Origin of the sequence: Protofrankia sp. BMG5.30, assembly GCF_001983005.1 — a bacterium.
Classification (GTDB): Bacteria; Actinomycetota; Actinomycetes; order Frankiales; family Frankiaceae; genus Protofrankia; species Protofrankia coriariae.
On record NZ_MOME01000015.1, the window covers coordinates 87,659 to 113,268 of the forward strand.

Annotated in this window: 20 protein-coding genes; 5 read left to right on the forward strand and 15 right to left on the reverse strand. The window is 69.4% G+C overall.

What is annotated here, in order from left to right:
* Positions 1-33: 33 nt before the first annotated feature.
* The 12 genes from BL254_RS09655 to BL254_RS09710 all read right to left on the reverse strand — a co-directional run bounded on the left by BL254_RS09655 (position 34) and on the right by BL254_RS09710 (position 14,690).
* Positions 34-252 (reverse strand): hypothetical protein, encoded by a 219-nt coding sequence (locus BL254_RS09655; RefSeq protein WP_047223360.1) that lies wholly within the window; start codon positions 250-252, stop codon positions 34-36.
* A 13-nt stretch (positions 253-265) separates the two neighbouring features.
* Positions 266-1,432: a peptidyl-prolyl cis-trans isomerase gene (locus tag BL254_RS09660; protein WP_076843109.1), complete on the reverse strand. Its 1,167-nt coding sequence runs from the start codon at positions 1,430-1,432 to the stop codon at positions 266-268.
* Entirely contained in the window at positions 1,429-3,972 is a 2,544-nt protein-coding gene (locus BL254_RS09665; protein ID WP_175648333.1) for an RND transporter, read from the reverse strand. Before BL254_RS09665 ends, BL254_RS09660 begins: the two co-directional genes overlap by 4 nt.
* Positions 3,969-5,255, reverse strand: coding sequence for an MlaD family protein (locus tag BL254_RS09670; RefSeq protein ID WP_076843111.1), 1,287 nt, complete (start codon positions 5,253-5,255; stop codon positions 3,969-3,971). The genes BL254_RS09665 and BL254_RS09670 overlap by 4 nt, the downstream gene beginning before the upstream one ends.
* Positions 5,252-6,547 carry an MlaD family protein gene (locus tag BL254_RS09675; protein WP_047223362.1) on the reverse strand — a complete coding sequence of 432 codons (1,296 nt, stop codon included), beginning with the start codon at positions 6,545-6,547 and terminating at the stop codon, positions 5,252-5,254. Before BL254_RS09675 ends, BL254_RS09670 begins: the two co-directional genes overlap by 4 nt.
* A complete protein-coding gene (locus BL254_RS09680) occupies positions 6,544-8,007 on the reverse strand; it encodes an MlaD family protein (RefSeq protein ID WP_076843112.1) in 1,464 nt (487 codons plus the stop codon). The genes BL254_RS09675 and BL254_RS09680 overlap by 4 nt, the downstream gene beginning before the upstream one ends.
* The gene (locus tag BL254_RS09685; RefSeq protein ID WP_047223384.1) at positions 8,004-9,296 is read right to left on the reverse strand and encodes an MlaD family protein; all 1,293 of its coding nucleotides are present in this window, start codon (positions 9,294-9,296) and stop codon (positions 8,004-8,006) included. The genes BL254_RS09680 and BL254_RS09685 overlap by 4 nt, the downstream gene beginning before the upstream one ends.
* Positions 9,293-10,711, reverse strand: coding sequence for an MlaD family protein (locus tag BL254_RS09690; RefSeq protein WP_076843113.1), 1,419 nt, complete (start codon positions 10,709-10,711; stop codon positions 9,293-9,295). Before BL254_RS09690 ends, BL254_RS09685 begins: the two co-directional genes overlap by 4 nt.
* Positions 10,708-11,934, reverse strand: a complete 1,227-nt coding sequence (locus tag BL254_RS09695) for an MlaD family protein (RefSeq protein WP_076843114.1) — start codon at positions 11,932-11,934, stop codon at positions 10,708-10,710. Before BL254_RS09695 ends, BL254_RS09690 begins: the two co-directional genes overlap by 4 nt.
* Entirely contained in the window at positions 11,935-12,786 is an 852-nt protein-coding gene (locus tag BL254_RS09700) for an ABC transporter ATP-binding protein (RefSeq protein ID WP_083730952.1), read from the reverse strand.
* A 181-nt stretch (positions 12,787-12,967) separates the two neighbouring features.
* On the reverse strand, positions 12,968-13,816 hold the full coding sequence (locus tag BL254_RS09705) for an ABC transporter permease (protein WP_076843115.1): 849 nt from the start codon (positions 13,814-13,816) through the stop codon (positions 12,968-12,970).
* A 13-nt stretch (positions 13,817-13,829) separates the two neighbouring features.
* Positions 13,830-14,690, reverse strand: a complete 861-nt coding sequence (locus tag BL254_RS09710; protein WP_076843116.1) for an ABC transporter permease — start codon at positions 14,688-14,690, stop codon at positions 13,830-13,832.
* 882 nt (positions 14,691-15,572) lie between these two features.
* On the opposite strand from BL254_RS09710, the gene BL254_RS09715 reads away from it, so the two are divergent.
* The 3 genes from BL254_RS09715 (at position 15,573) to BL254_RS09725 (ending at position 18,804) form a co-directional block, all read left to right on the forward strand.
* Complete coding sequence (locus tag BL254_RS09715; RefSeq protein ID WP_076843117.1) at positions 15,573-16,343, forward strand: hypothetical protein; 771 nt, start codon at positions 15,573-15,575, stop codon at positions 16,341-16,343.
* 331 nt (positions 16,344-16,674) lie between these two features.
* A complete protein-coding gene (locus BL254_RS09720; protein WP_139342246.1) occupies positions 16,675-17,355 on the forward strand; it encodes a hypothetical protein in 681 nt (226 codons plus the stop codon).
* Between the two features lie 795 nt (positions 17,356-18,150).
* Positions 18,151-18,804 carry a TetR/AcrR family transcriptional regulator gene (locus BL254_RS09725; protein WP_076843118.1) on the forward strand — a complete coding sequence of 218 codons (654 nt, stop codon included), beginning with the start codon at positions 18,151-18,153 and terminating at the stop codon, positions 18,802-18,804.
* 135 nt (positions 18,805-18,939) lie between these two features.
* Here the strand turns inward: BL254_RS09725 and BL254_RS09730 are convergent, their stop codons facing one another.
* A complete protein-coding gene (locus tag BL254_RS09730) occupies positions 18,940-20,169 on the reverse strand; it encodes an NAD(P)/FAD-dependent oxidoreductase (RefSeq protein ID WP_076843119.1) in 1,230 nt (409 codons plus the stop codon).
* Positions 20,170-20,541: 372 nt separating this feature from the next.
* Positions 20,542-22,092 carry an acyl-CoA synthetase gene (locus tag BL254_RS09735; RefSeq protein WP_076843120.1) on the reverse strand — a complete coding sequence of 517 codons (1,551 nt, stop codon included), beginning with the start codon at positions 22,090-22,092 and terminating at the stop codon, positions 20,542-20,544.
* Between the two features lie 548 nt (positions 22,093-22,640).
* On the opposite strand from BL254_RS09735, the gene BL254_RS09740 reads away from it, so the two are divergent.
* On the forward strand, positions 22,641-23,843 hold the full coding sequence (locus BL254_RS09740) for a LuxR C-terminal-related transcriptional regulator (RefSeq protein ID WP_175648334.1): 1,203 nt from the start codon (positions 22,641-22,643) through the stop codon (positions 23,841-23,843).
* A gap of 189 nt (positions 23,844-24,032) precedes the next feature.
* Positions 24,033-25,223 carry an acyl-CoA dehydrogenase family protein gene (locus BL254_RS09745; protein ID WP_076843122.1) on the forward strand — a complete coding sequence of 397 codons (1,191 nt, stop codon included), beginning with the start codon at positions 24,033-24,035 and terminating at the stop codon, positions 25,221-25,223.
* A 190-nt stretch (positions 25,224-25,413) separates the two neighbouring features.
* On the opposite strand, the gene BL254_RS09750 is transcribed toward BL254_RS09745, so the two are convergent.
* Complete coding sequence (locus BL254_RS09750) at positions 25,414-25,605, reverse strand: ferredoxin (protein ID WP_047223242.1); 192 nt, start codon at positions 25,603-25,605, stop codon at positions 25,414-25,416.
* Positions 25,606-25,610: the final 5 nt, after the last annotated feature.

Below are 25,610 nucleotides of genomic sequence, written 5' to 3' on the forward strand. Positions count from 1 at the left end.
TCCCCCGCCCCGCGGCACTCCCCCGCTCCCTGGTCAGCTGGGCAGCACCGGCCCGACCACGCCGAGCACGACGAAGAACACAGCGATGATCTTGCAGGAACGCGCCCCCCGGCGCAGGGACCGCTCCCTCTTCGCCCGTCCCTCCGGAGAAAGGGAGGCGGGGACGAGGGTGGGGGCGTGCCGCTGCCCCCACCGTCCGATGGCGAAGAACGCGGCGGCGAACGCGAACTGCACCAGCGCCGCGGCAATCATCGCACCGAGCCGATCATCGCGTCGAGGAGAGGGACAGCGGCGGCGGGGCCGACAGCGACGGCGGGGCGGAGGCGGGCGGCAGGGACAGCAGGGACGACGAGAGAGGCGCCGCGGGTGCCGGGCTGCCGGTCACGCCCGGCTGCGGAAGCGTCGCGGAGTCGTCGGACGGCGGCGCGTCGGGATCCGCGGGCCGGTAGTCGTCGGCGTACTCCACGTCCGCCGCCCTGATCCGGTCGGCGAGCCACGTCCGCCAGGTCGCGACCGCGCGCTCGGAGCGCAGCGCCTCCCGCACCTCGTCCCTGGCCTGCTCGAAAGACGGCTGGCTGGCCGGCCTGTCCTCGAGAACCTGACCGACGTTCCAGCCGTAACGGGTCTGCACCGGGCCGAACACGGAGCCCACGGGGGCGGCGAAGGCGGCTTTGGCGTACTCGGCATCCAGCTGCGAGGCGGTGACAAACCCCAGATCGCCCTGGCTGCTCCGGGTCGACTCGTCCAGCGACGTCTCACCGGCGAGGGCGGYGAAGTCCGCGCCATCCCTGGTGCGCTGCACCGCCTGGTCCGCCTCCTCCCTGGTGGCGACCACGATGTTGCGCAGGTGGCGCTGCGCGGGAACGGCGAAGTCCGCCCGGTGGCCCTCGTAGTACGAGGGCAGCTGGTCGTCGGCGACGGTCGCGACCGCCGGCGCCGTCACCTCCTGGAACAGCCTGGCCGTGCGCTGCTGGCGTCCGACCTCGTCGAGGACGTCGTTCTCGGACACCTTCAGCTTGGCCAGCAGGTCGGTGAAGGCACGCTGCCCGTCCGACCCCATCTGTTCGTCGATCATTTTGCTGAGGGTGTCCCGGACCGACTTGTCCGCGATGACGATCTTGCGCTCGGCGGCGGCGTTGTCCAGGATCATGCTCACCGCGACCGCTTTGGCGATGTCCCGCCGGAACTGCTCCAGCTCGCTGCCGCCGACCGGCTCGCGGATCCCGTAGAGCGCGCTGAGCACCTCGACCCGGTCGTGCAACTGGTCCTTGGTCACCACGGTGTCGCCCACGCGGAAGGCGGCGTTGCCGGGCAGCCCGGTCACCAGCGGCACGACGAGCAGCGCAAGCCCGGCGATGACCAGCGGTACCAGCACCACCAGAACCGCGCGCGCCCATGACCGGCCCAGCGGGCCCGGTAGCGTGATCCTCACACCTTCACCTCCGTCCGCGCTGCGCTGGGTGTGCCGTCCGGCGCTGGCGCGTCATGCTCGCTGTCGGACGCCGGTACGCCGCGCCCGTCGTCCGGCACCGCCACGCCGGGCACGGCATCCGGCACCGCTGCGCCGCCGGCACCGTCGGCCCGCGGCCCGGCCGCGGGCCGAACGGGGAACAGCCGGACGACGACAAACGCCGCCAGCAGCGACAGGCCGACCGTGGCCGCCAGGAAGATACCGAACTGCCGGATGAGCGACAGGCCGGACGCCGCCAGCGCGAGGTAGYCGGCGGACGCGGCCAGCGCCGCCACCGCCACCGACCGGCGCAGGTGTGGTGACCGGCGCGCGTACCCCTGGCCGAGCAGCACGCTGAACTCGCACGCGGTGGCGGTGGCCAGCGAGCCCAGCGTGACGGTCAGCGGGGTGAGCGCGATGCCGCACAGCCACGCCCCGGCCAGCCCCCACCCGGTGGCCAGCGCCGCGGCCAGCACGGCACGCGCCGCCTCGGAACGGCGGGGCAGGCCCACCAGCAGCACCAGCCCCGCCGCCACGATCCCGAGCAGGCTCGCCGGGTAGCGATCGCCGGACACCAGCTCGTATCCTCGCGCGGCCACCACCGGCAGCCCGACCAGCTCGGCGGTCAGCCCCTCCGGTGGCCTGGGCAGCGCGGCCCGCACGTCCCGCAGCAGGGCCTGCTGGCGCGCGACGTCCTCCAGCTCGACGCCAAAGCTGATCACCGCCTGCCGGCCGTCGTTGCGCACGACCGCGGTGGCGAGGTAGGGCGGGAGCTGCTGAAGCCCGGCCGCGATCTGGTCGGGTGTCGGCGAGTCCCCCAGGAAGGCCAGCAGGCCGGGAAGGCTCACGATGGGATGCAGGTCGCCCCCGAACCGGCGGATGGTGGTGTCCTCGGCCTGCCGCATCCAGGCCAGCGCCTGCGGTGTGATCACGTTTGTGCCGCTGACCAGGATCTGGACCTCACCGGCCGATCCGAGCACGTTCTCGGCGTGCTGCGCGTCGGCCAGTGTGGACACACCGTTGGCGAGCCGGTCCGGCCGGGCTTCGATGTCGAGGAACGCCAGCGCCGACCAGCCCGCTCCCGCGACGGCGACGAGCATGACCAGCACGATCGCCCGGCGCGCCCGCGACATCGTCGGCACCGGCCTGTCCTCGTTCACCTCATGGCTTACCTCGTGGCTCACCGCATCGCCCACCGCCCGCTCGGCCGCGGCCTGGGCGACCCGGCGCCGGGTGAGGAAGCCCAACCCGACGGCGAGCAGGACACCGGCCGCGAGCGCCCATCCGAGGTCCTGGACGAACGGCACCGGTGAGAGTCCCAGCGAGGCGAAGCCCGCGGCGCTGGCCAGCGCCGCCACGATCACCCGCCGCCGTTCGGCGCCCCGGATCAGGTAGGCGGGGAAGTCGCTGCCGATCCCGACCAGGATGGGCAGGAACGCCACGACGCCGAGGGAGAGCGGATGCCCCAGCCAGCCGAGGGCCGCGAGCGTGAGCGCTGTCGCGCCGAGCGTCGCGGCCAGCGGCAGCAGCCGGTGACGGGGGCGCACCCAGGGCACCAGCAGATAACAGGCGGCGATCAGCCCGAGGGCCAGCGCGCCGAGCAGCGGGATCTCGCGCCGTACCTGCCCGCCGAGATCGGCGGCGATCGCGGGCATGCCGGTGATGGTCAGCCTGCTCGTGCGCAGCCCGGCGCCGTCGGCGACCTTCCTCGTGGCGGCGACCAGCCGCTCGGTTCCCGCCTGGTCCAGCCCCTCCCGGGGACGGACCAGGATGGCGACGGCGTTCGGCGCCGGAACCACGAACCGCCACTGCTGGCGGGGAGTGCCGTCCTGGTCGAACACCACGGCGCTGACGAAGGACGGGTTGCGCAGCGTGGGCAGGCCGGCGGGCAGGCCACGCACGAGCAGACTGCCGTAACGCAGGTCGAACTCGGCGACAGCCGCGTCCGCGGCCTGGGTGACCTCGGCGTCGGAACGGCCGGCGGCACGCGCCTGCTGCTCGGCCTCGGCCCGCAGGGCGTCCCGTTTGCCGGAGATGGTCGCGAGCAGGTTCTGTGCCGCACCGGCGATCTGGTTCAGCACGGTCGCCGGGCCATAGACCACGGCGACGTCGGGCAACTGCGCGAGGTTGCCCTCCAACGCCATCAGCTTGGTGATCTCCTCGGCGCCCAGCAGCTCACGATCGCCCGCCGACTCCGCGAGGATGACGATCGGGTCGCCGCCGAAGGAACGCGCGGACTCCTGTAACGCGCGCTGCGCCGGATCCCCGGCGGGCAGGAAGGACGTCGTCGTGGTGTCCGACCTGACCCGGCTGAGCCCCACCCCCGCCGCCAGCGCCACCACCAGCACGACGGCGAACCCGGCGCAGGCCCGCGCGGACGGGCGCCGCCGCCTCAGCCGCGCCCACAGCCACCTCAGTCCCCGGACCGGGGAGGCCAGCAGTCGGCGCGGCGCGCCCGGCCGGCGCGGGGGACGGGTCCCCCGCGCCGCCAGGCGCCGGACGGCAGGTCCACGCAACCTCATCCGTCGCTGCGCTCCACCCGCGGGTACGGCCCGGTGAACGGCCCGGGCTTCGCGCCCGTGCCTGGTGCCGGGAACGGGTTGGTGTAGGTCAGGATGTGGTACGGGATGGGTGTCTGAACGGACTGGTCACTGACCAGYGGGACCAGCCGCAGGTAGTGGGCCCCGGACTCGTCGGTGTACTGCAGGACCGCGTTGAAGTTGGCGAAGTAGGCCGCCAGCTCGGGCCCGTAGGGCTTGATGTACGACAGCATCGGGTTGACGTCCCGCAGGAGTGTCTGTACCGGCGGGATGGCGCCGCGGACATCGGTGCCCAGGGTGGGCACGCGGTCGAGCGTGGCGGGTGCCAGGTCCAGCGCGCCCGACAGCGGGGGCAGCAGCCCGTGCAGGTCCGCCGAGGTGTCGGGCAGTTGCTGCAGTGCATTGCTCAGCAGCGGGGAGGCCGTCTTCAGGTCGGCCGCGACCGGTGCCAGCGCCCCGGAGAGCTTCGTCAGGGTGCCCGACGCGGCCTTGGCGCTGTCGAGCACGCCGGGTGTCTGCTTCAGCACGTCCTCGACGGCCTGCCGCTGGCCGGCGGTGGCCTGGGTCAGCCGGTTGGCGTTGTCCACCAGGGCTGCGATCTGCCCCTGCCCGGTGTCGAGGGCCCGTAGCACGACGGCGGTCTGCTGTGCCAGTGCCTTGAGGTCCTCGGACTGGGCCGCGATGGCGTCCAGGGCGGTGTGCCCCTCCCGGCCGAGATCGCCCAGCCCGTCGAGGGTCGCGGAGACGTCCTGCTGACGGCCCTCGGTGCCCTGGCCCAACGACCGCACCAGGGTGCCCAGTTCCGCGCGGGTGTCCGTGTCCAGGCTGGCGAGCACGTCGCGCAGCTGCACGCTGGGCTTCACCGCGTCGATGGGGATGGTGCTGCCGGAGGGCAGCGCGCGGCCGTTGCCATCGGTGATGTCCAGGTAGCCCTCRCCGACGAGGGAGCGTTCGCCGAGACGCACGCTCACCCCCTCGTRCAGCGGGGCGACCTTCTTGTCCAGCGAGAACTCGACCCGCAGCCCGTTCGACTGCCGGGTGACCTCGCGGACCTCGCCGACCTGCACGCCCGCGATCTGCACCCGGCCCGCCTTCACCAGGTTGTCGACGTCCGTCAACACCGCGGAGGAGGTGTACTCATCACGGTCGATCAGCGGGATCTGCGTCCCGGTGCCCCTGAGCAGGAAGGTCAGGATCCCGAGGCTCGCGGCGAGGAACAGCAGGACGATGACCAGCCGGCCCACCGTCCCGGTCAGTGCTCTCATCGGCTCTGGCCTCCCTGCTGCGGGTTGATGGGCAGGCCGTTCTCCGGTCCGGGGAAGTAGCCGTTCGGCGGCTGCTTCGGCAGTACTCCGGCGGCGGGCAGCGGCACGACCAGGTGCCCGCGGATGATGCTGCCCTGCGCGTCTCCCGCGCCGAACACCGACGAGGTGTTGTACACGAACGCCTGGATGTCGGTGAGGTAGGACACCACCGTCTGGGTGTCGCGGTCGAGGTTACGACTGATCGGCCGAAGGTTGATCAGAGAGTTGTCGATGTCGTCGGCCATCGGACGCAGGTCGGCGACCACCGGCCGGGCCTTGCTGACCACCGGCTTCGCCGCGTCGACGGTGTTCCCCAGCTCGTCGACGGTGCTTTCCAGCCGCTCCAGCGTCTTCGGCAGTTCGCCGGAGGCGCTGTGGAGGTTGTCCAGCGTCGGGTCGAGCTGTTCGGTCAGCGCCTGGGTGCTGGTCAACGTCCTGCGGAGCTGGTCGGTCAGGCCGGGCAGCTGCGCGAGGCTGTCGCGCAGCTGCCCGTCGTTGCCCGCCAGTGTCTCCAGCGTCTGCTGGGTCGCCGTCGCGAGCTGGGCGACCCGCTGGTCGTTGCCGCCGACCGCGGTGGAGATCTGCGACAGCGCGGTCACGAGCTGGCTGATCTTCTCCCGGCGGGTCTGCAGCGCCTCGACCACCGGCTGCAGCTGGGTGACCGTGCCGTCCGTCGCCGCCAGGCCAGGGGGCAGCTCCTTCTCGGACCGTGCCAACGCGACGTCGGACTCGACGAGGAGGTCGGTGAGGGCCAGCTGGGTGCGGTCGTCAAGATGGCTGAGGACCTCGTCGGCCTGTATCGGCCGGGACGTCTGCTTCAGCGGGATGAGCCCGCCGGACGGCAGCACCCGGCCGGGCGGCCCCCCGGGGTTGATCTCCACCGACATCTCGTTGAGCGCGTTCTTCGGGCGCACCACCGCACGGGCGTTGTCGTACACGGGATGCCCGGGCTCGATCTCCAGCGTGAGGATGGCCGTCGCATGGTCGCTGACCGACCAGTCAGCGATCTTCCCGACCTTCACGCCCGCGATCGTGACCTGGTTGGAACTCGTCGGGTTCACGCCGGGCACCGAGGCGAACTCGGCCTTGACGATCGACCGGTTCGCCCACGGCGGCGTCGAGGACAGCTGGGACTGGATGATCACGGCGGCCACCAGGCCGAGCACGACGAGGACCGCCAACGCGGTCATGTCACGGCCCAGCCCGGGTACCGTCCGGATCCGCTCCCAGCGACGACGCAGGGATGCACTCATTGGAAACTCCTCGACACCAGCGGAAGGTCCAGCGAGGTCACCAGCTGGCCTAGCGCGCCCGCGTCAGGCCCCGCCCCCGGCGGCGGGATCAGACCCGGCGCACCCTGCCGGGTGCCCTCCTGCGGGCCCGCGGGCTGTTGCAGACCGAGGGACTCCAGGTACTTCTCCAGCGGCAGTATTGTCGCGGTCCCACCGAGGGAGTTGACCCCGACTCCGGCCATCAGCCGGCCCGCCGCGCCGTTGCTGTCATGGAACTTGAACACCTCATCACCATGCGTGAACAGGTAGGCGAGCTCCTGGTACAGGAGATGATCGTTACCGCCACCGTCGTAGATTCCGGTGCCGTGCCAGGGGGAGARCACAGCCTGGGTGACCGGGCCGTTGAGCCGCTCCAGCACCGGGCCGCGCACGTCGGTCAGGACCCCGTTGGCGTTCTGCGCGGTGGGCACCAGCCGGTCGACCAGCGGCCGGGCGTCCTGCAGGAGGATCCGCAGGTCGGTCGCTACCGGCAGGGTGCGCTCCAGCACCGGGTCGAGCTTGGCCAGCACCGGGTCGAGCTGGCGGGCCGCCGGCCGGAACTCCTGCGCGGTCGTGGTCAGCTTGTCCAGGGTGGGGTTGAGGTCGGCAAGGCCGGCGCGGGTGGTCCGCAGCGTCTGCGGCAGGTCCGCCACCGTCTGGGCCAGCGGGCGACGCTCGTCCGCGAGCGCCTCCGATGTCGTCGCCAACGAGGTAATGATCGAGTCGAGCTGGCCGTCCTGCTTGGTCAGCGCCGCCGCCGCGTGCTGCAGGCCGGTGACCACCCCGGTCAGGTCGGTGTCCGGACGGGTGCCGCGGGCGGCGCTGAGCACCACCCCGGCCGGTTCGAGGGTGTCCGGCGCGTCCGCGATGAGCTTGCGCAACTCCTCCTGCCCGTCGTTACGCAACGTCGCGTCCAGCCGCTCAACCGTGCGCGGGATGGACTTCTGCGCGTCCGGATCGATGGCGCTGAGGACCTGGTCGAGCTCGACCGGAACGCTGGTGCGTTCCAGCGGGATCGTCTGCCCGGTGCGGAAGCCGCTGCCCGAGCCCCCGTGGGCGAGCTCGACATAGTAGGAGCCACCCACCACGAGCGCGGGCCGCACCGTCGCGGTCGGCTGGTCCCCGAGCTTCCGCAGCACCGACCCGTCGATCTTCAGCGATACCAGGGCGGTGTGCTGGTCGCTCTCCTTCACCCCCGTGACGTCACCGACCTTGACGCCGGCGACCTTCACGACGCTCTTGAACGGTTCCAGTTTGTAGTCCCGCGCGAACTCCGCCCTGATCGTCTCRCCGGAGCCCACCGTGATCAGGATGCGGGCCCGGTTGAAGGCGAAGAAACCGACCAGGGCCAGCACGGCCAGCACCACCAGGCCGAGCGCCTTGGTGGGTATCCGCTGTCCGAGGTGGGCGAGGCTCGCCCGCTGACGCCGCAGCACACTCATCGAGCCGTCCCCCCCACCAGCGGGATGCCCGCCGGAAGTCCCTGCGCGCGGTCCCGCTGCGCCTCACCGGGCCGCGGGTACTGGTTCAGATAGAAGTTCCCGGACGGCAGCAGACCGCTGGTGACGGTCCCCAGACCGGGGTTGAGCCCCAGCCGGGCGTAGCGCATCCCCGGCGCGCCTCCCTCGGAGACGAAGCTCTGGCCGCGGACGAACAGCTGCCCGAGCTCAGGCGCGTACGGCGCCAGCACCCGCAGCGGGGTGAGCAGGTCACCGACCGCCTGGCGCACCGGCGACGCCAACGGCCGGGCGTCCGAGACCGTGCGCGTCAGGTCCTCGACGGCGGGGATGGCCTGCCCGGCCACCGGGGGGACCTTGCCCGCGACCGGCACCCCGTCCACCAGCACGCCACGCAGGTCGGTTTCCGAGTCGGCGAGCGCGCCCGCGCCCGGTTCGAGGTCCCGCACCGCCGAGGCGGTGTCGGCCAGTGGCGTGTTCAGCGAGTCCAGCGCGTGCTTGGCCGTGTCCAGGGTGCCTGGCAGCCGTTCCAGCGTGCCGGCCAGCGGCTTGCCGCCGTCCACCGACACCGCCCGCAGCGTCTGGTCGGACTGGTCGACGAGGGAGGCGATCTGCTGCTGGTGGTCGTCGAGCCGGCCCGCCAGCCGGTCGATGTCCGTCAGCAACGTGGGCAGGTCCGTCTGCGCGGACGCGAGCGCCTGGGAGACAGTGCCGATGTCCGCAAGCAGGCTGGGCGCGGTCTTCAGCAGATCCTGCAGGTCGTCGCTGTGCCCGGCCGCCCCACCGCCGAGAACGCGCACCGTCCGGGTGGCGGCGTCCCGGGTCGGCTGGTCGAGCACGTCGAGCAGCTGGTAGAGGTCCGCCGAGTTGACGTTGCGGGTCGCCTCGATGGTCTGGTCGCCGAGTTTGCCGGCCGCCGAAGTACCCAGGTCGAGCTCGACGAACTTCGTCGCCAGCGCCGAGACGTCCCAGATCTCCGCGTGCGAGTCCCGGTAGACGTCAACGTTGCCGTCGAGCTGCATGGTCACCACCGCGGCACCGTTGACGTAGTCGATCGCGCTGACCCGGCCGATGCGCTTGCTCATCTCCCGGACACCGTCGTTGACCCGCAGCGAGTGGACGTTGTCGAACGCCGCGCGCACCGTCGTCGTCGGCGCGAACGGCAGCCCGGTCTGCGCCTTGAACGTCAGGTACAGGATCGCCGCCAGGACGGCCAGCACGATGCCGCCGGCGCGGAAGGAGCGCGACCGCGCGCGGAACTCCGGCGTTGTCATGACAGCACCCCTCCCAGCAGTTGCCCCAGCAAAGAGTTCTCCTGCCGTTCGGTCAGCCCGGTCGCACTGCCGCCGGCCGGGGCGGAGGTGCCGCCGCCGGCGGTGGCCGGCGCGGAACCGGTCCGCCCGCCGCTGGCGGGCGTGGACGCCGCCGGCGCGTTGGTCTTGCCCGGCAGCGGCAGCTCCGGCGGCGCGGGCAGCGGCAGGCTGGGGACCGGCGCGTCCGGCAGGCCGGGCACGAGCCCGCCGACGGTCTGCCCCAGGACCTTCGGCGACAGCGGAAGCATCGCCTTGAAGTAGTGGCTGATGGCGTCGTAGTCGCTGGTCGCCATCGACCAGCCCTTGACGAACTCCATCAGGTTCGTCAGCCGCAGGCTCAGCGCCTGCTCCGAGAGCGTCCGCGCCGACACCGACACCCCGAGCAGGTCCGGCGTGGCCGGGCGCAGCGCCTTCACCAGCGGCGCCGCCTCGTCCAGCAGCGTGTTGGCCCGGTCGAGGACCGGCGGCAGCGACGCCAGCGCGGGATCGGCCGCATCGGCGAACCGGTGCAGCTCACCGGTGATGTCGCTGAGATCGTCGGTGACCGGGCGCAGCGACGCCAGCGTGCGGGTCGCCGGGTCGGCGACACCGGCCAGCTGCGCGAGAGTGCTGCGCGCGCTGGCTATGGTCCCCGGGAGGCGGACGAGGGAGTCCTGCAGGGCCTTGCGGTTGGCCGCCACGGTCGCGAGTGTGTCCGTGGCCGACCCGACCAGCCGGTCGAGGCTCTGCCCGTTGTCGGTGGCCAGCGCGCTCGCCACCGGCTGGGCGTCGTCCACCAGCTTGGTCAGCAGTTCGTTCTGCTGGTCGAGGATCGCGGCGAGGTCCTTGGCCTGCGTCATCGCCGGCTCCAACGCGGTGATCGCGTCCGCGGCCTGCTTGCCCTGCCCCTTGAAGCCCTCACCCGCGGTGGTCAGCAGCGCGCCGAGAGCGGACGCGGTCGGCGTGTCCACGGCGTTGAGCACGTCCTGGAGGTCCACCACCCGGTTGGTCTGGGTCTGCGGGATCACCACGGGTTCCGAGAGCACCGGCGCCGACGGCGACCCGCGCTCCAGCAGGATGAACCGCTCACCGAGCAGGTCCTGCGTGGTGATGGTCGCCCGCACGTCGTTGTGCAGCGGCAGCACGCTGCGGTCCACCGTCATCCGCACCCGCGCCCGGCCACCGGCCAGGCTGATGGACTGCACGATGCCGACGTCCACCCCGGACGCCTTGACCGTGTTGCCGGGCACCAGCGGGCTGGCGTCGTCGAACACCGCGGTCACCTCGACGGCGTCGTCGCCCCGCGAGGTCCACAGGATGCCGCCCAACACCAGCGCCGCCACGACCACCAGCGCGATGATCACGGGCCGTCTGCGGCCTAATCCACCAGTACTCATCGGATTCCGCTCCCGGTCGCGTCCACCCACGGCTGCCCGACCGGCTGGCCGGGATACGGCTCAGGATCACGGCGTGACCCTGGCAGCTGCACCGGGCTCTCGTTGATCATGTTGGTGCCCGGGGCAAGCAGGCCCGACCACAGGTGCCCCTGCCCGTCGTAGTGCGCGAACGCCTGCCCCCAGTTGTGGAACCACCCGACCGCTTCAGGGGTGTACGGACGCWGGAAGGCGACCGCGGGCTGCAGGCTGTTCACCAGTTGCGTGACGGGCGGGACGACCTCGTGGGAGGTGTCGATCAGACCGGGTGTCTCCTGCAGCAGCGCCTGCGCCGACACCACCGTGGGACGCAGCTGGGCGAGGCTGGGGCGCAGTTCGGTGAGCACCGGGCTGAGGTTCTTCGCCACCGACGGCAACCGGCTGGTCGCCGGCCTGAGATCCTGGAGCAACGCGATGGTCGGCTCCCCCGCCGTGGGAACCCGGTCCAGGGTGCCCTTCGCGGTCTGCAACGTCGACGGCAGTTCCCTGAGCCCCTCGGAGAGCTGCTGCTGCTGGCCCGCGACCGCGCCGGTCGCGCTGGTCAGGTCGCTCACCACGGAGGCGAGCTCCTGGCGGTGGTCGGCGCCTATCGCCATCATCTGCTGGAGCTGGGTGACCAGCGCGCGGATCGCCGGGCCGTCGCGCCCGACCGCCTCCAGGATCTCCCCGAGCGCCTGCACGCTCGACCCGGCGCTCCTGATCGTCGCGTTGAGGTCCGGCTCCCGGCCGTCCACCGTCTGGTTCAGCTCGGTCAGCAACGAGCTGACCCTGTCCCGGGTCGGCTTGTCCAGGGCGGCGAGCACCTGGTCGACCTCGATCTGCTTGGACTCGCTCTCGATGAGGCCGTGCTCCGGGATCCGCGCGTTCGTGGCCGGTCCCGGGTACAGCGTCAACATGCGTTCACCGATGGCGGAGTTCCATTCCACCCGCGAGGTCGTGCCGTCATGCAGGGGCGCGTATTTCTTGTTCAGGGCGATGGTGACGAGCGCCTTGCCGTTCTTGGTCTCCAGCTCCTTGACCGAACCCGCGCCGAAACCGTTGATCCACACCGGTGAACGGTCGGCGAGCTGTGCCGCCGACGGCATCACCACCGTCACTTCGTAGTTGTCGTCGGCGCGCCAGAGCAGGGCGCCGACGACAACAGCGGCCACCAGCGCCGCGCTGACGACCAGTCGTCGGGATCTCATTCAGTCCATCCCCAGGGGGCCCACCGAGTCGCCGGACAGGAACTGGCGAACGAAGGGCAGGTCGGAGTTGAACGCCTCTTCGGTCTCGCCGTAGTGGATGAGCTTCCCCTTCCACACCACGCCCACGTAGTCGCTCACCTTGCGCGCGGTCCGGATGTCGTGGGTGACCAGTATGTAGGTACCGCCGTGCTCCGCGTGCAGCTTGAGGATCAGGTCGTTCAACAGGCTCGTGCGCACCGGGTCCAGACCCGAGTCCGGCTCGTCGAACATGACGACGCTCGGGTTGAGCACCAGCGCGCGGGCGAAACCCGCGCGCTTCTTCATACCACCGGAGACCTCGCCCGGAGCCTTGTTGACCGCCCGTGTCAGGCCGACTTCCTCAAGCCGCGCCATCACGATCTTGCGAATTTCCGACTCGCTCTTGTCCGTGTGCTTGCGTAACGGGAAGGCGACGTTGTCGTAGATGTTCATCGACCCGAACAGGGCACCGTCCTGGAACAGCACACCGAACCGCTTGCGGATCTCCTGCCGCTCCCGCTCGCTGACGTTCCAGATGTTCTGCCCGAAGACGACGACCTCTCCGTGGTCGGGCTCGAGCAGGCCCACGATGTGCTTCAGCAGCACGCTCTTACCGGTGCCGGAGGGCCCGAGGATCGTGGTGACAGCGTTGTCCACGAAGTTCAGGTTGAGTCCGGTCAGCACGTGGAACGAACCAAACGCCTTCCGCACGTCACGGATCTGCACGCTGTGCGTGAGATCCGACTCGTGACCCGGCGGGTCCGGCTGATACGGCTCACTCACCGACAGCCACGGATCGACGTTCCCACCGACAAGGTCGTCACTCGTGGACATTCACCGCTCCTTTCCTCCAGGAATCCCGGGCGTAAAAGAACCCGGCGCGCGTTGCCGCCAGCCGGTTGGGCCATGCCTGATGAATGCCGGTCCGCTGGGTACCGGCCCGCTGGACACCAGCCAGACGGATGTTGGTCGAGGTGGGCGCCACCCACACGGTCGGACATCTGCCGGGCCCGGCCTAGTACCCGATGGGCGCGCGTGTCAGCGACCCGAAGAACATCTGCTGGAACACCGCCCCGATCACGCTGACGATGACCAGGTTGATCACCATGGACTTCGCCGTGTTCTTGCCGACCCCGACCGGCCCACCGCTGGCCGTGTACCCGTAGTAACAGCCGACAAGGACGATCATGATTCCCATCATCGCGCCCATGAGCAGCGACAGCAGCAGGTCCTGCTGGGTCTGGAAGGCCCAGAAGACGGAGAGATACCCACCCGCGGACACACTGTGGAACACGTGCACGTTCAGCACGTAGTTGACGTAGTACATGATCCCGGTGCCCGCGATGAACATGAACGGCGTGACGACGATGGTTGCGAGCAGCCGGGTGCTGATGAGATACGAGTGCGAGTCGAGGCCCATGACCTCAAGCGCGTCTATCTCCTCGCTGATCCGCATCGAGCCGAGCTCGGCGACCAGCCCGCAGGCGACCTTCGCCGAGAGAATCCACCCCCACATCTCGGGGGCGACCGTGTAGTCACCGGTCGAGGTGAACACCGCCGTGTAACCACCGGCGCCCAGCTGGCCGAGGAGGTAGTGGCCTTCCAGCGAGATCTCCGCGGCCAGCATGGCCATCATGAACCAGATGATCCCGGAACTGGACAGGATGATGATCCCGGCCTGGCGTAACACCTCGGAGCCGTAGTGCCGCACACCCGGCATGCGGCGCACGGAGGTCGCCGCGAACCTGGCGATCTCACCGAGGTCGCTCACCAACGACCGGTCACTGCTGTAGGAACCGAAGCCACCGCCACCGCTGCTCACCGGCTCCGGCGTGGCCTCTTTCCGCTCGTCGGTCACGGTCATCGTCGAACGCCTTTCACCGGTTCGCCAACATGTCGGGGTTCAGGCCCAGCATCGTCGCGTTCACCACGAAGTTGATCACCCATACGGCGGCGAAACACAGCACCACCGCCTCGTTGACTGCCCGTCCGACACCCTCCGACCCACCACGCACGGTGAGCCCTTTCTGCGCGCAGACGATGCCGATGAACAGGCCGGTGAGCGTGGACTTGATCAGAACACCGACCAGCTCGGGGGCGGTCAGGCTCGACAGGAAGCTACCGAAGTAACCACCGGTGGACGTCGTGCCGAGCACGGTCGCGGAGATCATGGCCATGATGATGCCGAGCAGGCTACCGATGATGGTGAAGGCCACCGTCATGATCGTGATGGCGAGCACCCGGGGGAGCACCAGCGTGCGCGTCGCGTCGACCCCGAGCACCTTCAGCGCGTCGAGCTCCTCCCGGATGCGCCGGGCGCCGAGGTCCGCGGTCATGGCCGTGCCCATCACCCCCGCGACGGCCATGCCGGTACAGAACGGCGAGATCTCCCGGAGACTCGCCATCACGAAGTAGGTGCCTATCCGGTTGTGCCCGCCGAGCAGGCTGAGCAGGTCGTACGCGTAGTTCGCGATGAGGAAGGTGAAGCCGCCGACCGCGAGGCTGCACGGCAGCCAGCAGAAGCGCAGCATCGCGTACATCTCGTCACGGGTGCTCCCCCAGTACCCGCGTGGCTGGCGTACCGCCGTGGTCGTCAGCTGCCCGAGTAACTGCCCGCTCTGTCCGACGTCGACGGCTACTCGCTGAAGAAGCGGTGGCAGCCTCGTCATAACGCCCCCGGCGAGGGAGCCGGAACGTGAGCGGTGATGGCTGGGCCCGGTCGCAACCTGGTGCGTCATCTGTCTCCCTGCATCARCTCGGCGCTGTATCACGTTCGCGGACCCACCGTGCCGTCGTCAACGGGGTTCCCGTCGCTTTCGGGCACTCACCGGAGTACGGAACCTCGCCGTACCAGATTCACCAGACGGATTGGATCTTTATTGGACCATGAACCTATTCCAGCGGGAAGCACGGTCGCGACATCCCCGGGGAGGAATTGACCTACCCGTTGGGGTGGGACAGGGGGGAGATCCACCCTACCAGGCAGGCCCGGCCCTACCGTCCCTGGATGCACCATGACACTGGATGCCCTGGCATCACCCTGACGACGCCCCCGCTATGACACACCTGTCCCGACAGCGCCGGGTGAACAGCGCGGGGACAGGTGCTGGGGCAGCTGGCGGGGCAGGTGGGCAGCGCCAAAAAATCACATCGCACAATAAATAACCATCAACAAATACACAACAATCACTATTGTTGACAAAACTACTGGATTTGTCGACGGACCGGAAGAGGGCGCCTGGATAACAGCCGGAACGCCGACTCCCAGGCGAGCGGGGAAGAACCGGCCTGTAAACACGACGGCTGGAGAACGGGAAGCGGCTCGGTACCCGCGCGGCACACCGGCGCAGGTGATTCGACGCCCGTCGGTCCCACCGCCGCTGTGTGCTGGTGCCCCGGCTCCGCGCGCACCGCCGGTAGTCACCCCATAGAAGGGCGGAACTTCTCCACGAGAGAGATTCCACTGACGCGCGGAGCGGACTACTTTCAGGATTCGCTGTCCCTGGACGGACGGCGGACTCCGGCGGAGGACGCCGCGCCGTCGGCATGACACCGGCTGAACAGATCGATGCCTACGAAAGCACGGTCACCAGCCAGGCAGGCAGGAGGGTTCATCGGTCATGGCGCTTCGACTGACCGCGCGCAAGACCGCCGACAACGGGAAGGCCGAAGGCCACGACCAGGACGCGGAGGATGACACCAGCATCCGACAGGAGCAGGACCAGGAGCGGGACCAGGCACAGGAGCAGGAGCAGCCCGGTGACCGCCCCGGGGCCGACGGGAAGCCGGCACGGCCCGCCGGCCCCACCGGCGGCGCCCGGCGCTCCCGGCGTGCCCAGCGCTCCCGCCGTGGCGACGCGGCACCCCGCTATCCCCGGGCGCGCCAGGTCACGGGATTCGTACTCGCGGGCCTGCTCGTCATCGCCGTGGCCGCGTCTGCCTGGCAGGGCCTGCGCTGGTGGGCGGAGGAGAGATCCGGCGACAACGCGAAGGCCACGTTCACGGCCGACCGCGATGCCGCGATAACCGCCGGGCAGGACAGCATGGTCATATTCAACACAGTGGACTACCGCCAGCCGGCGGAGGGCCTGGAGCGCTGGGCCAACGCCTCGACGGGAGCCCTTCAGGACAAGGTCCGGCAGGAAAACGCACAGATCACCAAAACGATCACCGACACCAGGACCGTCAGCACCGCGCGGCTCATCCAGGGCGGCCTCGTCGCGTTCGACCGTGACGCCGGCACCGCCAAGGTGATCGCGGTCATCGAGATCCGCTCGGTCCCCGAAGGACAGCCGGCCACCACCGAACGCACCCGCCTGACCGGCGACGTGACACGGACAGYCGCCGGCTGGAAGCTCAGCTCCATCCAGACGGTCCCGGCGGGGACATGACATCACCCGGTACGTCATCCGGTCACTTCACAGTTGTAAGGACGCCCCTGTGACATCCGCTCACCGTTCCCGGACCGACAGGGCCACCATGCATCCGTCCGCACCGGGGCGGCGGCGACCGTCTCACCGGCAACGGCGCGACAGCGACAGCGATGTCGACCTCACGGCCGACCCCAGCGTCGACACCACTGTTGATCACGAAGCCAGGGACGGCGCGTCGAACGCCTTGACCGCGCCCGAGGCGCCCGACGCTTCCAAGGTGCCTGAAGCGCCCGCCGCGCCCAGGACGCCCGACTTACCCGACGCTTCCGGCGCCTCCAAGGTGCCTGAGGTGCCCGAGGCTTCCGCCGACGGGGGGGAACGCGACGGGTCCGCCCTGGACGCGGCGACCGGAAAACCGGCGGATGACAGCCCCGCGGCCGCCACCGGTGAACCGCGCGTGGGGCCGCGCACCCCCGGCGGTGGCGCGCGGAGGCGATCCACCGTGCCCGCCGTTCCCGCACTCGCCCGCGTCCAGGTTCTCGTAGCTCTCGTGGCGGGTCTGGCGGCCGCGGTCACAGCGGCCATCGCGCTGGGTGTGCACGCGGACAAGGCTGGCCGTCATCCCCTGTCGACCAATGACGCCTTCGTCGACTCCGCCGCCACGACAGCCCTGATGCAGGACATCGGCAAGACCGTGGAGACGGTCTTCACGGTCAACCCGAACAGTGTCGCCGCCACCGAGCAGGCCGCCAAGGACTCCCTGACCGGAAGCGCGACCGACCAGTACGAACAGCTCTATCGACCGCTGCTGCAGCAGGCCCCGGCGCGAGGGGTCAGCGTCACCACGACCGTCCACGCCGTTGGCGTGACAGCGCTCAACGGCAACCGCGCCGACGTGCTGGTACTGGCCGACCAGGCCGCGCAGAGCTCCTCGGCGCAGCAGTCCAACTCCTCCGGCCCGGCACACCTCGGACTGGTCCTGGAGAACCAGGACGGCCGCTGGAAGATCTCGAACATCGAAATTCTGTAACCGGCCGGCGGGCGCGCGGCCACCGCATCCCCCGCGCGCCCGCAACACCGAAGCAACCCCACCCCACCCGGTGAGCTCTGGCATCCCTGTACGGTCATACCCTGTCATCAGCCTGCCCGCTGGCTGCCCGATGCCGCGGGCAGAGCCCTCGACCGGCCCTGCTGGAGCGCGGTCGCGCATACCGAGGCCAGCGTGCGCTTCTACGCGCCCCGACCGTCCCGCCCCGCGGCCGAGCCACACCGACGGTGAAAATACCGCCGACAGCGTGGCGGGGACGGCGGGCGGAACCGCCCCCGTCCGGCGGGAGATCCGCGCCTACGCTGTCCTCGACGGTGTCGGCGAACAACTCGCCGCCTTCACCGAAGGGGAGCACGCCACACCTGGCCCATGACAACGCACACCGTGGGGACGTCGCGGCAGTCCCGGAAAGCAGCGGGCTCACARCTGGCTCTACGGGTGTTCTCCGGAGCCAAGAACGATCTTGAAACCGAACCGGCCTCTCGGTGTTGACCGACTGTGTCAGATGACTACGACCACAGGGCGGATGCGACCTCCGTGGCGGTGGGGTCTTGCGTCGCGTCTGGCGAACATCGTGGTGGACGACTTCGCGATGCGCCGCGCCGGGTGTAYGGCACGACGCTTGTCGATGTCGCTACCGGCCAGCCGGTCGCCCTGAGCGGCCTGAGTGGCCTGAGTTCGCCAGGGGCGCTGCCGGTGATCGCCTGTGCGTACCGCGCTCCGGGAGCAATGGGCGCCTCGGCAGGACGCGGCGCTGGAGCGTCCTATTATTGAACCGTGGCAAAAAACGCCGTCGACGGCGTCAGGGGCGAGGGGCAGGCGGCGACCACGTCGAAGGCTGCGAGCGCGTCGAAGTCCTCGCGCACCCGCGGCCGGCTGTTGGACGCGGCCGCGGAGGTGCTCAGCCGCAAGGGCTTCAGCGGGACCCGGCTGTCGGACATCGCCGCACAGGCCCGTGTGCAGGCACCGGCGATCTACTACTACTACCCGTCGCGTGAGGACCTCATCGAGGAGGTCATGTTCGTCGGCGCGGCGGCGATGCGGACACATCTCGAGGAGGCTCTCGCCGCGCTGCCGTCCGACGCCACCCCGTCCGAGCGGATCGCCGCCGCCGTGGCCGCGCACCTGCGTCACGAGCTGGAGATCTCGGCCTACTCGCACGCGATCATCCGTAACGCCAACCAGCTGCCCGAGGCCATCAGCCGGCGGGCGCTCGCGGAGGTGTCCGCCTACAACGACATCTGGCGTGAGCTCGTGGCCGCCCTGCAGGCCAGCGGCCAGCTACGCCCCGACGTCGATCCCCCGCTGGCCCGCATGCTCGTGCTCGGCGCCCTCAACTGGGCCGCCGAGTGGTGGCACCCGGACCGCGGGCCGCTCGAAACGCTGATCACCACGGCGCAGTCGATGGTGCTGCACGCGCTGCGCCCCTGACCCACGGTCCCCTCGACCATGGCCTGCCGGTAGCCGGCCGCTCAGGCCGGGGTGTCACGGTACGCTCCGCAACACCCAGCCTCGGCGACCTGCTATAGGGCCCCAACTGAGCCGGACGTCAAAGACCCGGTCCGTTCACGCGGACGCCGGTGTCGCCGCGGGGCGCCCGGCCGCGAACGTCAGGGCGTCCGCCCAGGAGGTACGCCGGCTGATCTGTATCCGATACTTCATGATCTCTCGCGCCCCGTTGACGGCGAGCGCGCCGGTGACCCGGTCGCCCTGCCGGTAGAGGGCGACAAAGCGGTGCTCGTCGACGCTGCCCCACACCACCTGGACCTCGTYGGCCTGTGGCACGCCGACGAACTGGATCCGGTGGTCGTACCAGTCCGACCAGAAGTACGGCACGCTCTCGTGCGGCTTGGCGTCGTCGGGGTTCAGCGCGTTCGTGGCGGCGAGCGTGCCCTGTTCCGCGGCGTTGGTCCAGTGCTCGACCCGCATGTGCCCGGGGAACAGCGGGTTGGGCCAGCGCGCGACGTCACCGGCCGCGTAGACGCCGGGGGCACCGGTCCACAGTGTCTCGTCGCAGAGCACACCGTTGTCGATGGTCAGGCCCGAGCCGGCCAGCCAGTCGGTCTGCGGGCTCGCCCCGATCCCCGCCACGACCAGGTCGGCTGGCAGCACCGTGCCGTCGACGAGCCGCACGGCCTCGACCCTGCCGTTCCCAAGGAGGGTGTCRACCGCGACGCCGCAGCGCAGGTCGGTGCCGTGCGCCTGGTGCAGCGCCGAGCAGGCGGCCCCCATCCGCGTGCCGACCGCCCGGACGAGGGGGGTGGGCAGCACCTCGACGATGGTCACCGGCAGCCCGCGCCGGCGCGCGCCGGAGGCGACCTCGGACCCGATGAACCCGGCACCGACGACCACGGTCCGCGCGCCCGCGTCGAGCGCGGCCCGCACCGCCAGCGCGTCGTCGAGCGTCCGTAACGTGTGCACGCCGGCGAGCTGCTCACCCCCCGGCAGCTGGCGGGCCCGCGCGCCGGTGGCGATGACGAGCGCGTCGTAGCCGATCGGACGCTCCCCCACCAGGACGGTCCGCGCCTCGGTGTCCAGCGCGCTCGCGGGCAGGCCGAGCACCAGCTCGACACCGAGCTGTTCGCGCAGGTAGGACTCGTCGCGGAACTGCACGACGGGTGGCTCCCCCGACTCCAGATACGCCTTGGACAGCGGCGGCCGGTCGTAGGGCAGATGCTCCTCCGCGCCGACCAGCGTGATCGGCCCGTCGTGGCCGTGGCGGCGCGCGGCCTCGACAGCGCGCAGCCCGGCGAGGGACGCGCCCACCACGACAAGACGCGGGCGGGAAGACGTCATGGCCCGATCACCTTTCTGTTCCGAGCTGGTCGCTTCAGGCTGTCTGAAGTCAGGCCATCATTGAATGCGGAATAAACTGCCGCGTCCGCCATGATCATCGAAGTGCAACGCGCACCTCACCGAGAAAATACGTACATACCACCATGCGAATGGCCCATACCATGGTCATCAAAAAATGGCCACGGCACGAATCGTGGCATCGACACCTCCGGACCGCCGGCTACCGAGGGATTTCATGGCGTACGCTACAACATTTCGGCCGAACAGGCCTGCGAAACCAACCAGCCGCAGCCCGGACCGTCTGGGCTGCCACCTCGTCCCCGGCCACTACAAGATCTCCCTGATCGCTGCAGGTATCGACCGTTGTCGTCATCACGGGGTGACTCCGGCTGCCCGCAGGTACCGTTCACGCAGCACCCACTTCACGAGCTTGCCGGTTTCAGTACGCGGTAACTCGTCCACGAAATCCATCCCCCGCGGAGCCTTGTATCGGGCGATCCGTTCCCGGACATAAGTGTGCAGTTCCTCGGCGAGCTCCGCACTGGGCGCCACGCCCGGYGGTAGCCGTACCACCGCGTGCACCGACTCACCCATCTCCGGGTCGGGAACACCGATCACCGCGACATCATGCACCTTCGGGTGCAGGGCGAGACAGTCCTCGATCTCCTGGGGATAGATGTTGACCCCACCGGAGATGATGGTGAACGCCCTGCGGTCGGTCAGGAACAGGCAGCCGTCGTCGTCGAGATAACCGATGTCGCCCGTGGTCGTCCAGTTCGGGTGGTCAACGTGCTGTGCGCTCAAGGTCTTCGCGGGATCCTTGTGGTATTGGAACGGCAGCGTCTCACGTTCGAAATAGACCACTCCGATTTTCCCGGCCGACAGCTCACGGCCGTCGTCGTCGCAGATCCGCGCGACGCCGAGCCCGGCCTGCCCCACCGATCCCGGCTTGCGCAGCCACTGCTCGCTGTCGATGAAGGTGATCCCGTTGCCCTCGGTCGAGCTGTAGTACTCGTACAGGATCGACCCCCACCAGTTGATCATTTTCTGCTTCACCTCCACCGGGCAGGGCGCGGCGGCATGGATGGCAACCCGCAGGCTCGAGACGTCGTGGCGCAGACCTACCTCCTCCGGGAGCTTGAGCATCCGCACGAACATCGTCGGCACCCACTGGCTGTGCGTGATCCGCGCCGATTCAATGGTGCGCAGCGCCTGCTCGGCGTCGAACCTCGGCATCACGTGCACCGTGCCACCGATGGCGTGCACGACGCCGCCGAAGCGCAGTGGCGCGGCGTGGTACAGCGGCGCGGGCGAAAGGTACACGGTGTTCTCGTCAAACCCGTACATCCTGCTGAAGATCGCGGTGTAGGGGTCAMCAGGCTCGTGCACCTGCCGGTCCGGCAGGGGTGGCTTGACACCCTTGGGGCGCCCGGTGGTGCCGGAGGAGTAGAGCATGTCCGCGCCGCGCGGCCGCTCGGGCAAGGGGTCGTCGCTTACCCCGGCCAGCGCCGAGACGTAGTCACCAAAACCGGTGACCCTGCCGCCGAAGGCGAGCTTCACGATCAGCTCGGGTGCCCGCTGCGCGACCGCCTCGGCCAGTTCGTGCTTGCCCGCCGAAACGATGAGTGCCCTGGCGTCGCAGTCGTTGACGATGTAGGCGGCCTCTTCCGGCGAGAGGTGGTGATTGACCGCTGTGATGTAGGGCCCTGAACGCAGCGCCGCCCAGTAGGCCTCGAAGCACTCCGGGGCGTTCTCGGCGAGTACGGCCACCGTCTCGCCGCGGCGCAGGCCAGCGTCGTACAGGTAGCGCGCGAGGCGGGCGGAATGGCTCTCCCACTCGCGGTACGTGAGCGTACGTTCCGTGCCGACCATTACCACCGCCGGCTTGTCGGGTTTTCCGGCTGCGTGCGTTCCTGGATACATGAGCGCTCCGGCTGTGGAGGGATTGTCAGGACAGGACGGGCCGCGCGTACCCGGCACACCTGGTTCTCATCGGACGGCTGAGCTGGGACAAGGGCATCCGCATCCCCTCCAGCGGCACCAGCGCCGACCGGGAGTATTCGGTGTTCACGTTGTTGGGAGCAGTCAGGCCGGGCAACGCACCGGGAACGAATCCGGCCTTTCCGCGCATCGGGTCGCATCTCTCGCCGGGAGACTGTTGCTCTCTCCAACGAGGGAGTATTCACTGCGTCGCCGACCCGGACAACAGCAGGATCCGGACGGAATTCTCGGGAGCGGTTCGACCGGACAACACGAAGGGTCCCGTCTTTTATTCGCCAGGTCACATCTCCCGTTCGGGGGACATTTACTCCCTCCAACGAGGTAACATCCGCCGCACCGACACCGGCGGCCCGGACAGCAGGTTATGGATATGGACAGAATATGGCGGGACCGGACCTTGGTTTTGTGCTCGGCCTATGCCCCGCCGAGCGTCCAGCGCCGGACGCCTGCGTCAGTCGAGGAGGCTCATCGTGCCCACCAAGGACATCGGGTGTCAGGGGAGGAACCGCAGACCAACGATCGACGGCCGCGTACACCAGCGGTCGATTTCCGATCAGACGCTGAGCGAGGTGCTCACGATCATCGGCAGARCCCAGGAGCTGCTCCGTTCCCAGCGCCTGTCCGACGCCGCCGAGATCGACGATTTACCCACCGCCAGCATCGCCCTGGACGCCATCTGGCGCGGTGTACGCACGGCCGCGGCCGGTGACCGCGCCATAGCCGACCGTCTGGCCGGCGCCGACGACCTGCTATCACTGGCCATCCAGCTGAAGAACGTCTACGACGACGTGCGTGAGGAACGCGCCCAGTACCACTCAGGCATGCTGCGCAACGCACAGAATGCCCTCAGCCGATTACGCCAGACGGCGTCGGTGCCCGAACTCATCGAGTCCGCCCCGAGCATCGTGTGCACGATGGGCTTCGACCGGGCGATCCTGTCCCGCATCCACCATTCACTGTGGATGGCGGAAGCGCTGCACGTCGAGGGGGACGGTCAGTGGGCACAGGTGATCCTGCAGGCCGGACGGGACAACCCGCAGAAGCTCGTGCCCAACCTGTTCGAAACTGAGATTGTACGGCGGAAACGACCGCTGACCGTCACCAACGTCCAGCGGGAGTCACGCGTACACCGGCCGATCGCCGAGGTCTCCCAGTGCCGGAGCTACGTCGCGGTGCCGATCATGTCCTCCGACCAGATGATCGGCTTCCTGCACGCCGACCGCTACTTCCACCGCGGCGGATTCACCGACTTCGACCAGGACGTCCTGACGTTCTTCGCCGAAGGCTTCGGCTATACCCTGGAACGCGCGATCCTCCTCGAACGGCTGACCCAGATGCGCACCGAGATGCTGCGCTACGCCGCGGGGCTGACCGCGTTGATCAACGACGATTTCGAGGAGCAGAGCGGGCTCGKCACACACGGTAAGGAGCACCGGCCCGCCCGCCCCGAACGACCGCCGGACGACGACCGCCGGACGACGGGCTCCCCCCTGACCAGGCGGGAGATCGACGTACTCAGGCTGATGGCCGCCGGTGACACGAACCACCAGATCGCCAGCAAACTGGTGATCACCGAGGGAACCGTAAAGTCCCACGTCAAACACATCCTGCGTAAACTGCTTGCGGCCAATCGTGCCGAAGCCGTGTCGATCTGGCTGAACGGCCAGCGGTAGCCACCGCGTTCTCGTAACGCCACCCGAACAGATCGGACACGGACGCACCCCCGATTTCTGCCCGACCGGCTCCGGCCATGCMCACATCCAGGGATTCCCGGCCGACAGTTCCCGCCGGGATCCGCGCTCTTTTCCGTCCCGTGAGGAGTTCTTACTTTGACCCAGACACCGCCACGTACGCAGGATCACATGTGGCACGATCTAGGAATACCGGAGGAGACGATCGCCCTCCGGAAACAGATACGTCAGGCCGTGGTCGAACGGGTCGCGCCCCACGCCCGCGACATCGGACAGCGTGAGGAAAGCGCGGAGAGCTTCCCGTGGAAGGCGTTTCGCGGACTCGCCGAGGCGGGCGCCTTCGCGGTCCCGTTCGGACCGGATTTCGGCCTGGGCCTGGAGTTCCCGCTGCTGGGCACATGCACCACGACCGAGGAGATCGCCTACCACAGCAGCAGCATGGCCGGCGTGTACGACGGGCAGTGCATCCTGGTACCCAAGGCGCTGTCCTTCGCCAGCGACGAACTGCGGGCCCGGCTGATCCCCGGTCTGGTTTCCGGTGAGCTGGTGTTCTCCTTCGCCACCACCGAGCCCGATGCCAGCAGCGACCTTTCCGCGGGCGCCCTRCGGACCACGGCGGAGGAGACCGCGGAAGGATTCGTCATCAACGGGCGCAAACGCTGGATCACCAACAGCCCGGTCGCGGACTGGGTGACCGTGCTCTGCCGCTCCGGCTCCGCCATGACCATGTTCGCCGTCGACCTGAAGAACAGCCCCGGCGTCCGCATCGGCAAACCGGACCTGAAGATGGGCCACCGCGGCCAGTTGACGGCGGACATCGCGTTCGACAACGTACTCGTGCCCAGGGACAACGTGCTGGGCGGAGTTGGCAGAGGCCTGTCGGTGGCGCTGGCGACACTCACCTACGGACGGATCGGCATCGCCGCCGCCGGTGTCGGTGTGGCGCAGGCCGCGCTGGATCTGGCGGTGGACCGGACGYGCAGCCGTCACCTGTTCGGCAAACCGCTCGGCGCCATGCAGCACTGGCAGTACCGGCTCGCGCAGCGGGCCACCGAGCTGGACTGCGCACGGACGCTGTACCAGAAGGCCGCGCTGCGGGTGGACCGCGGCGAACGGGTACCGGAACCCGAGGCGGCGATGGCCAAGGCATACGCCACCAGGCTTGCCGGTGACATGGCTCGCGACGCCATTCAGGTCTTCGGCGGCTACGGCTTCGCTCGTGAGATATCCGAGACCGGTGAAACCTTCCGGCTGGAGGAGCTCTACCGAGACGCCAAGGTCCTGGAAATCTTCGAGGGCGCCAACGAGGTACTGCTCTGGGTGGTCGCTCGCCAGCTCATCGGCAGGGACGTGACCGGATGAGCGACACACTCATGACATAGCGGACGTGGACCTGGCTACGGTGTCAGAAGGATCCGCTGGGCCGCGACCCGCACACCACGATGCCCGACCAGGGGCACCGTGGTGTGCGGGGAACGACGAGGCCAGGAGCCACCTGGGCACGGCGAACCGGACAGCTGGCTCCGAACACCCTCCCAACGGAAATCAGTCGTCAGTCGACGAGTTTCAGTGCCTCGGTCGGACAGGAGTCCACCGCGGCCTGGATCTCCTCACGGCGGGCGGGGTCGATTTCCTCGATCAGTATACGAAGGCTGCCGTCGCTCTGGACCTCGAACACGTCCTCGGCTATCGACTCACACATACCCAGGCCGGTGCACCTGCTGTGGTCGACCACAATACGCATGTCAG

What these genes read in the sequence shown, in the direction of transcription:
- BL254_RS09655 (WP_047223360.1), bottom strand. Translation starts at nt 252, where the DNA reads ATGATTGCCGCGGCGCTGGTGCAGTTCGCGTTCGCCGCCGCGTTCTTC.
- BL254_RS09675 (WP_047223362.1), bottom strand. Translation starts at nt 6,547, where the DNA reads ATGAGTGCATCCCTGCGTCGTCGCTGGGAGCGGATCCGGACGGTACCC.
- BL254_RS09685 (WP_047223384.1), bottom strand. Translation starts at nt 9,296, where the DNA reads ATGACAACGCCGGAGTTCCGCGCGCGGTCGCGCTCCTTCCGCGCCGGC.
- BL254_RS09690 (WP_076843113.1), bottom strand. Translation starts at nt 10,711, where the DNA reads ATGAGTACTGGTGGATTAGGCCGCAGACGGCCCGTGATCATCGCGCTG.
- BL254_RS09700 (WP_083730952.1), bottom strand. Translation starts at nt 12,786, where the DNA reads ATGTCCACGAGTGACGACCTTGTCGGTGGGAACGTCGATCCGTGGCTG.
- BL254_RS09705 (WP_076843115.1), bottom strand. Translation starts at nt 13,816, where the DNA reads ATGACCGTGACCGACGAGCGGAAAGAGGCCACGCCGGAGCCGGTGAGC.
- BL254_RS09710 (WP_076843116.1), bottom strand. Translation starts at nt 14,690, where the DNA reads ATGACGCACCAGGTTGCGACCGGGCCCAGCCATCACCGCTCACGTTCC.
- BL254_RS09750 (WP_047223242.1), bottom strand. Translation starts at nt 25,605, where the DNA reads ATGCGTATTGTGGTCGACCACAGCAGGTGCACCGGCCTGGGTATGTGT.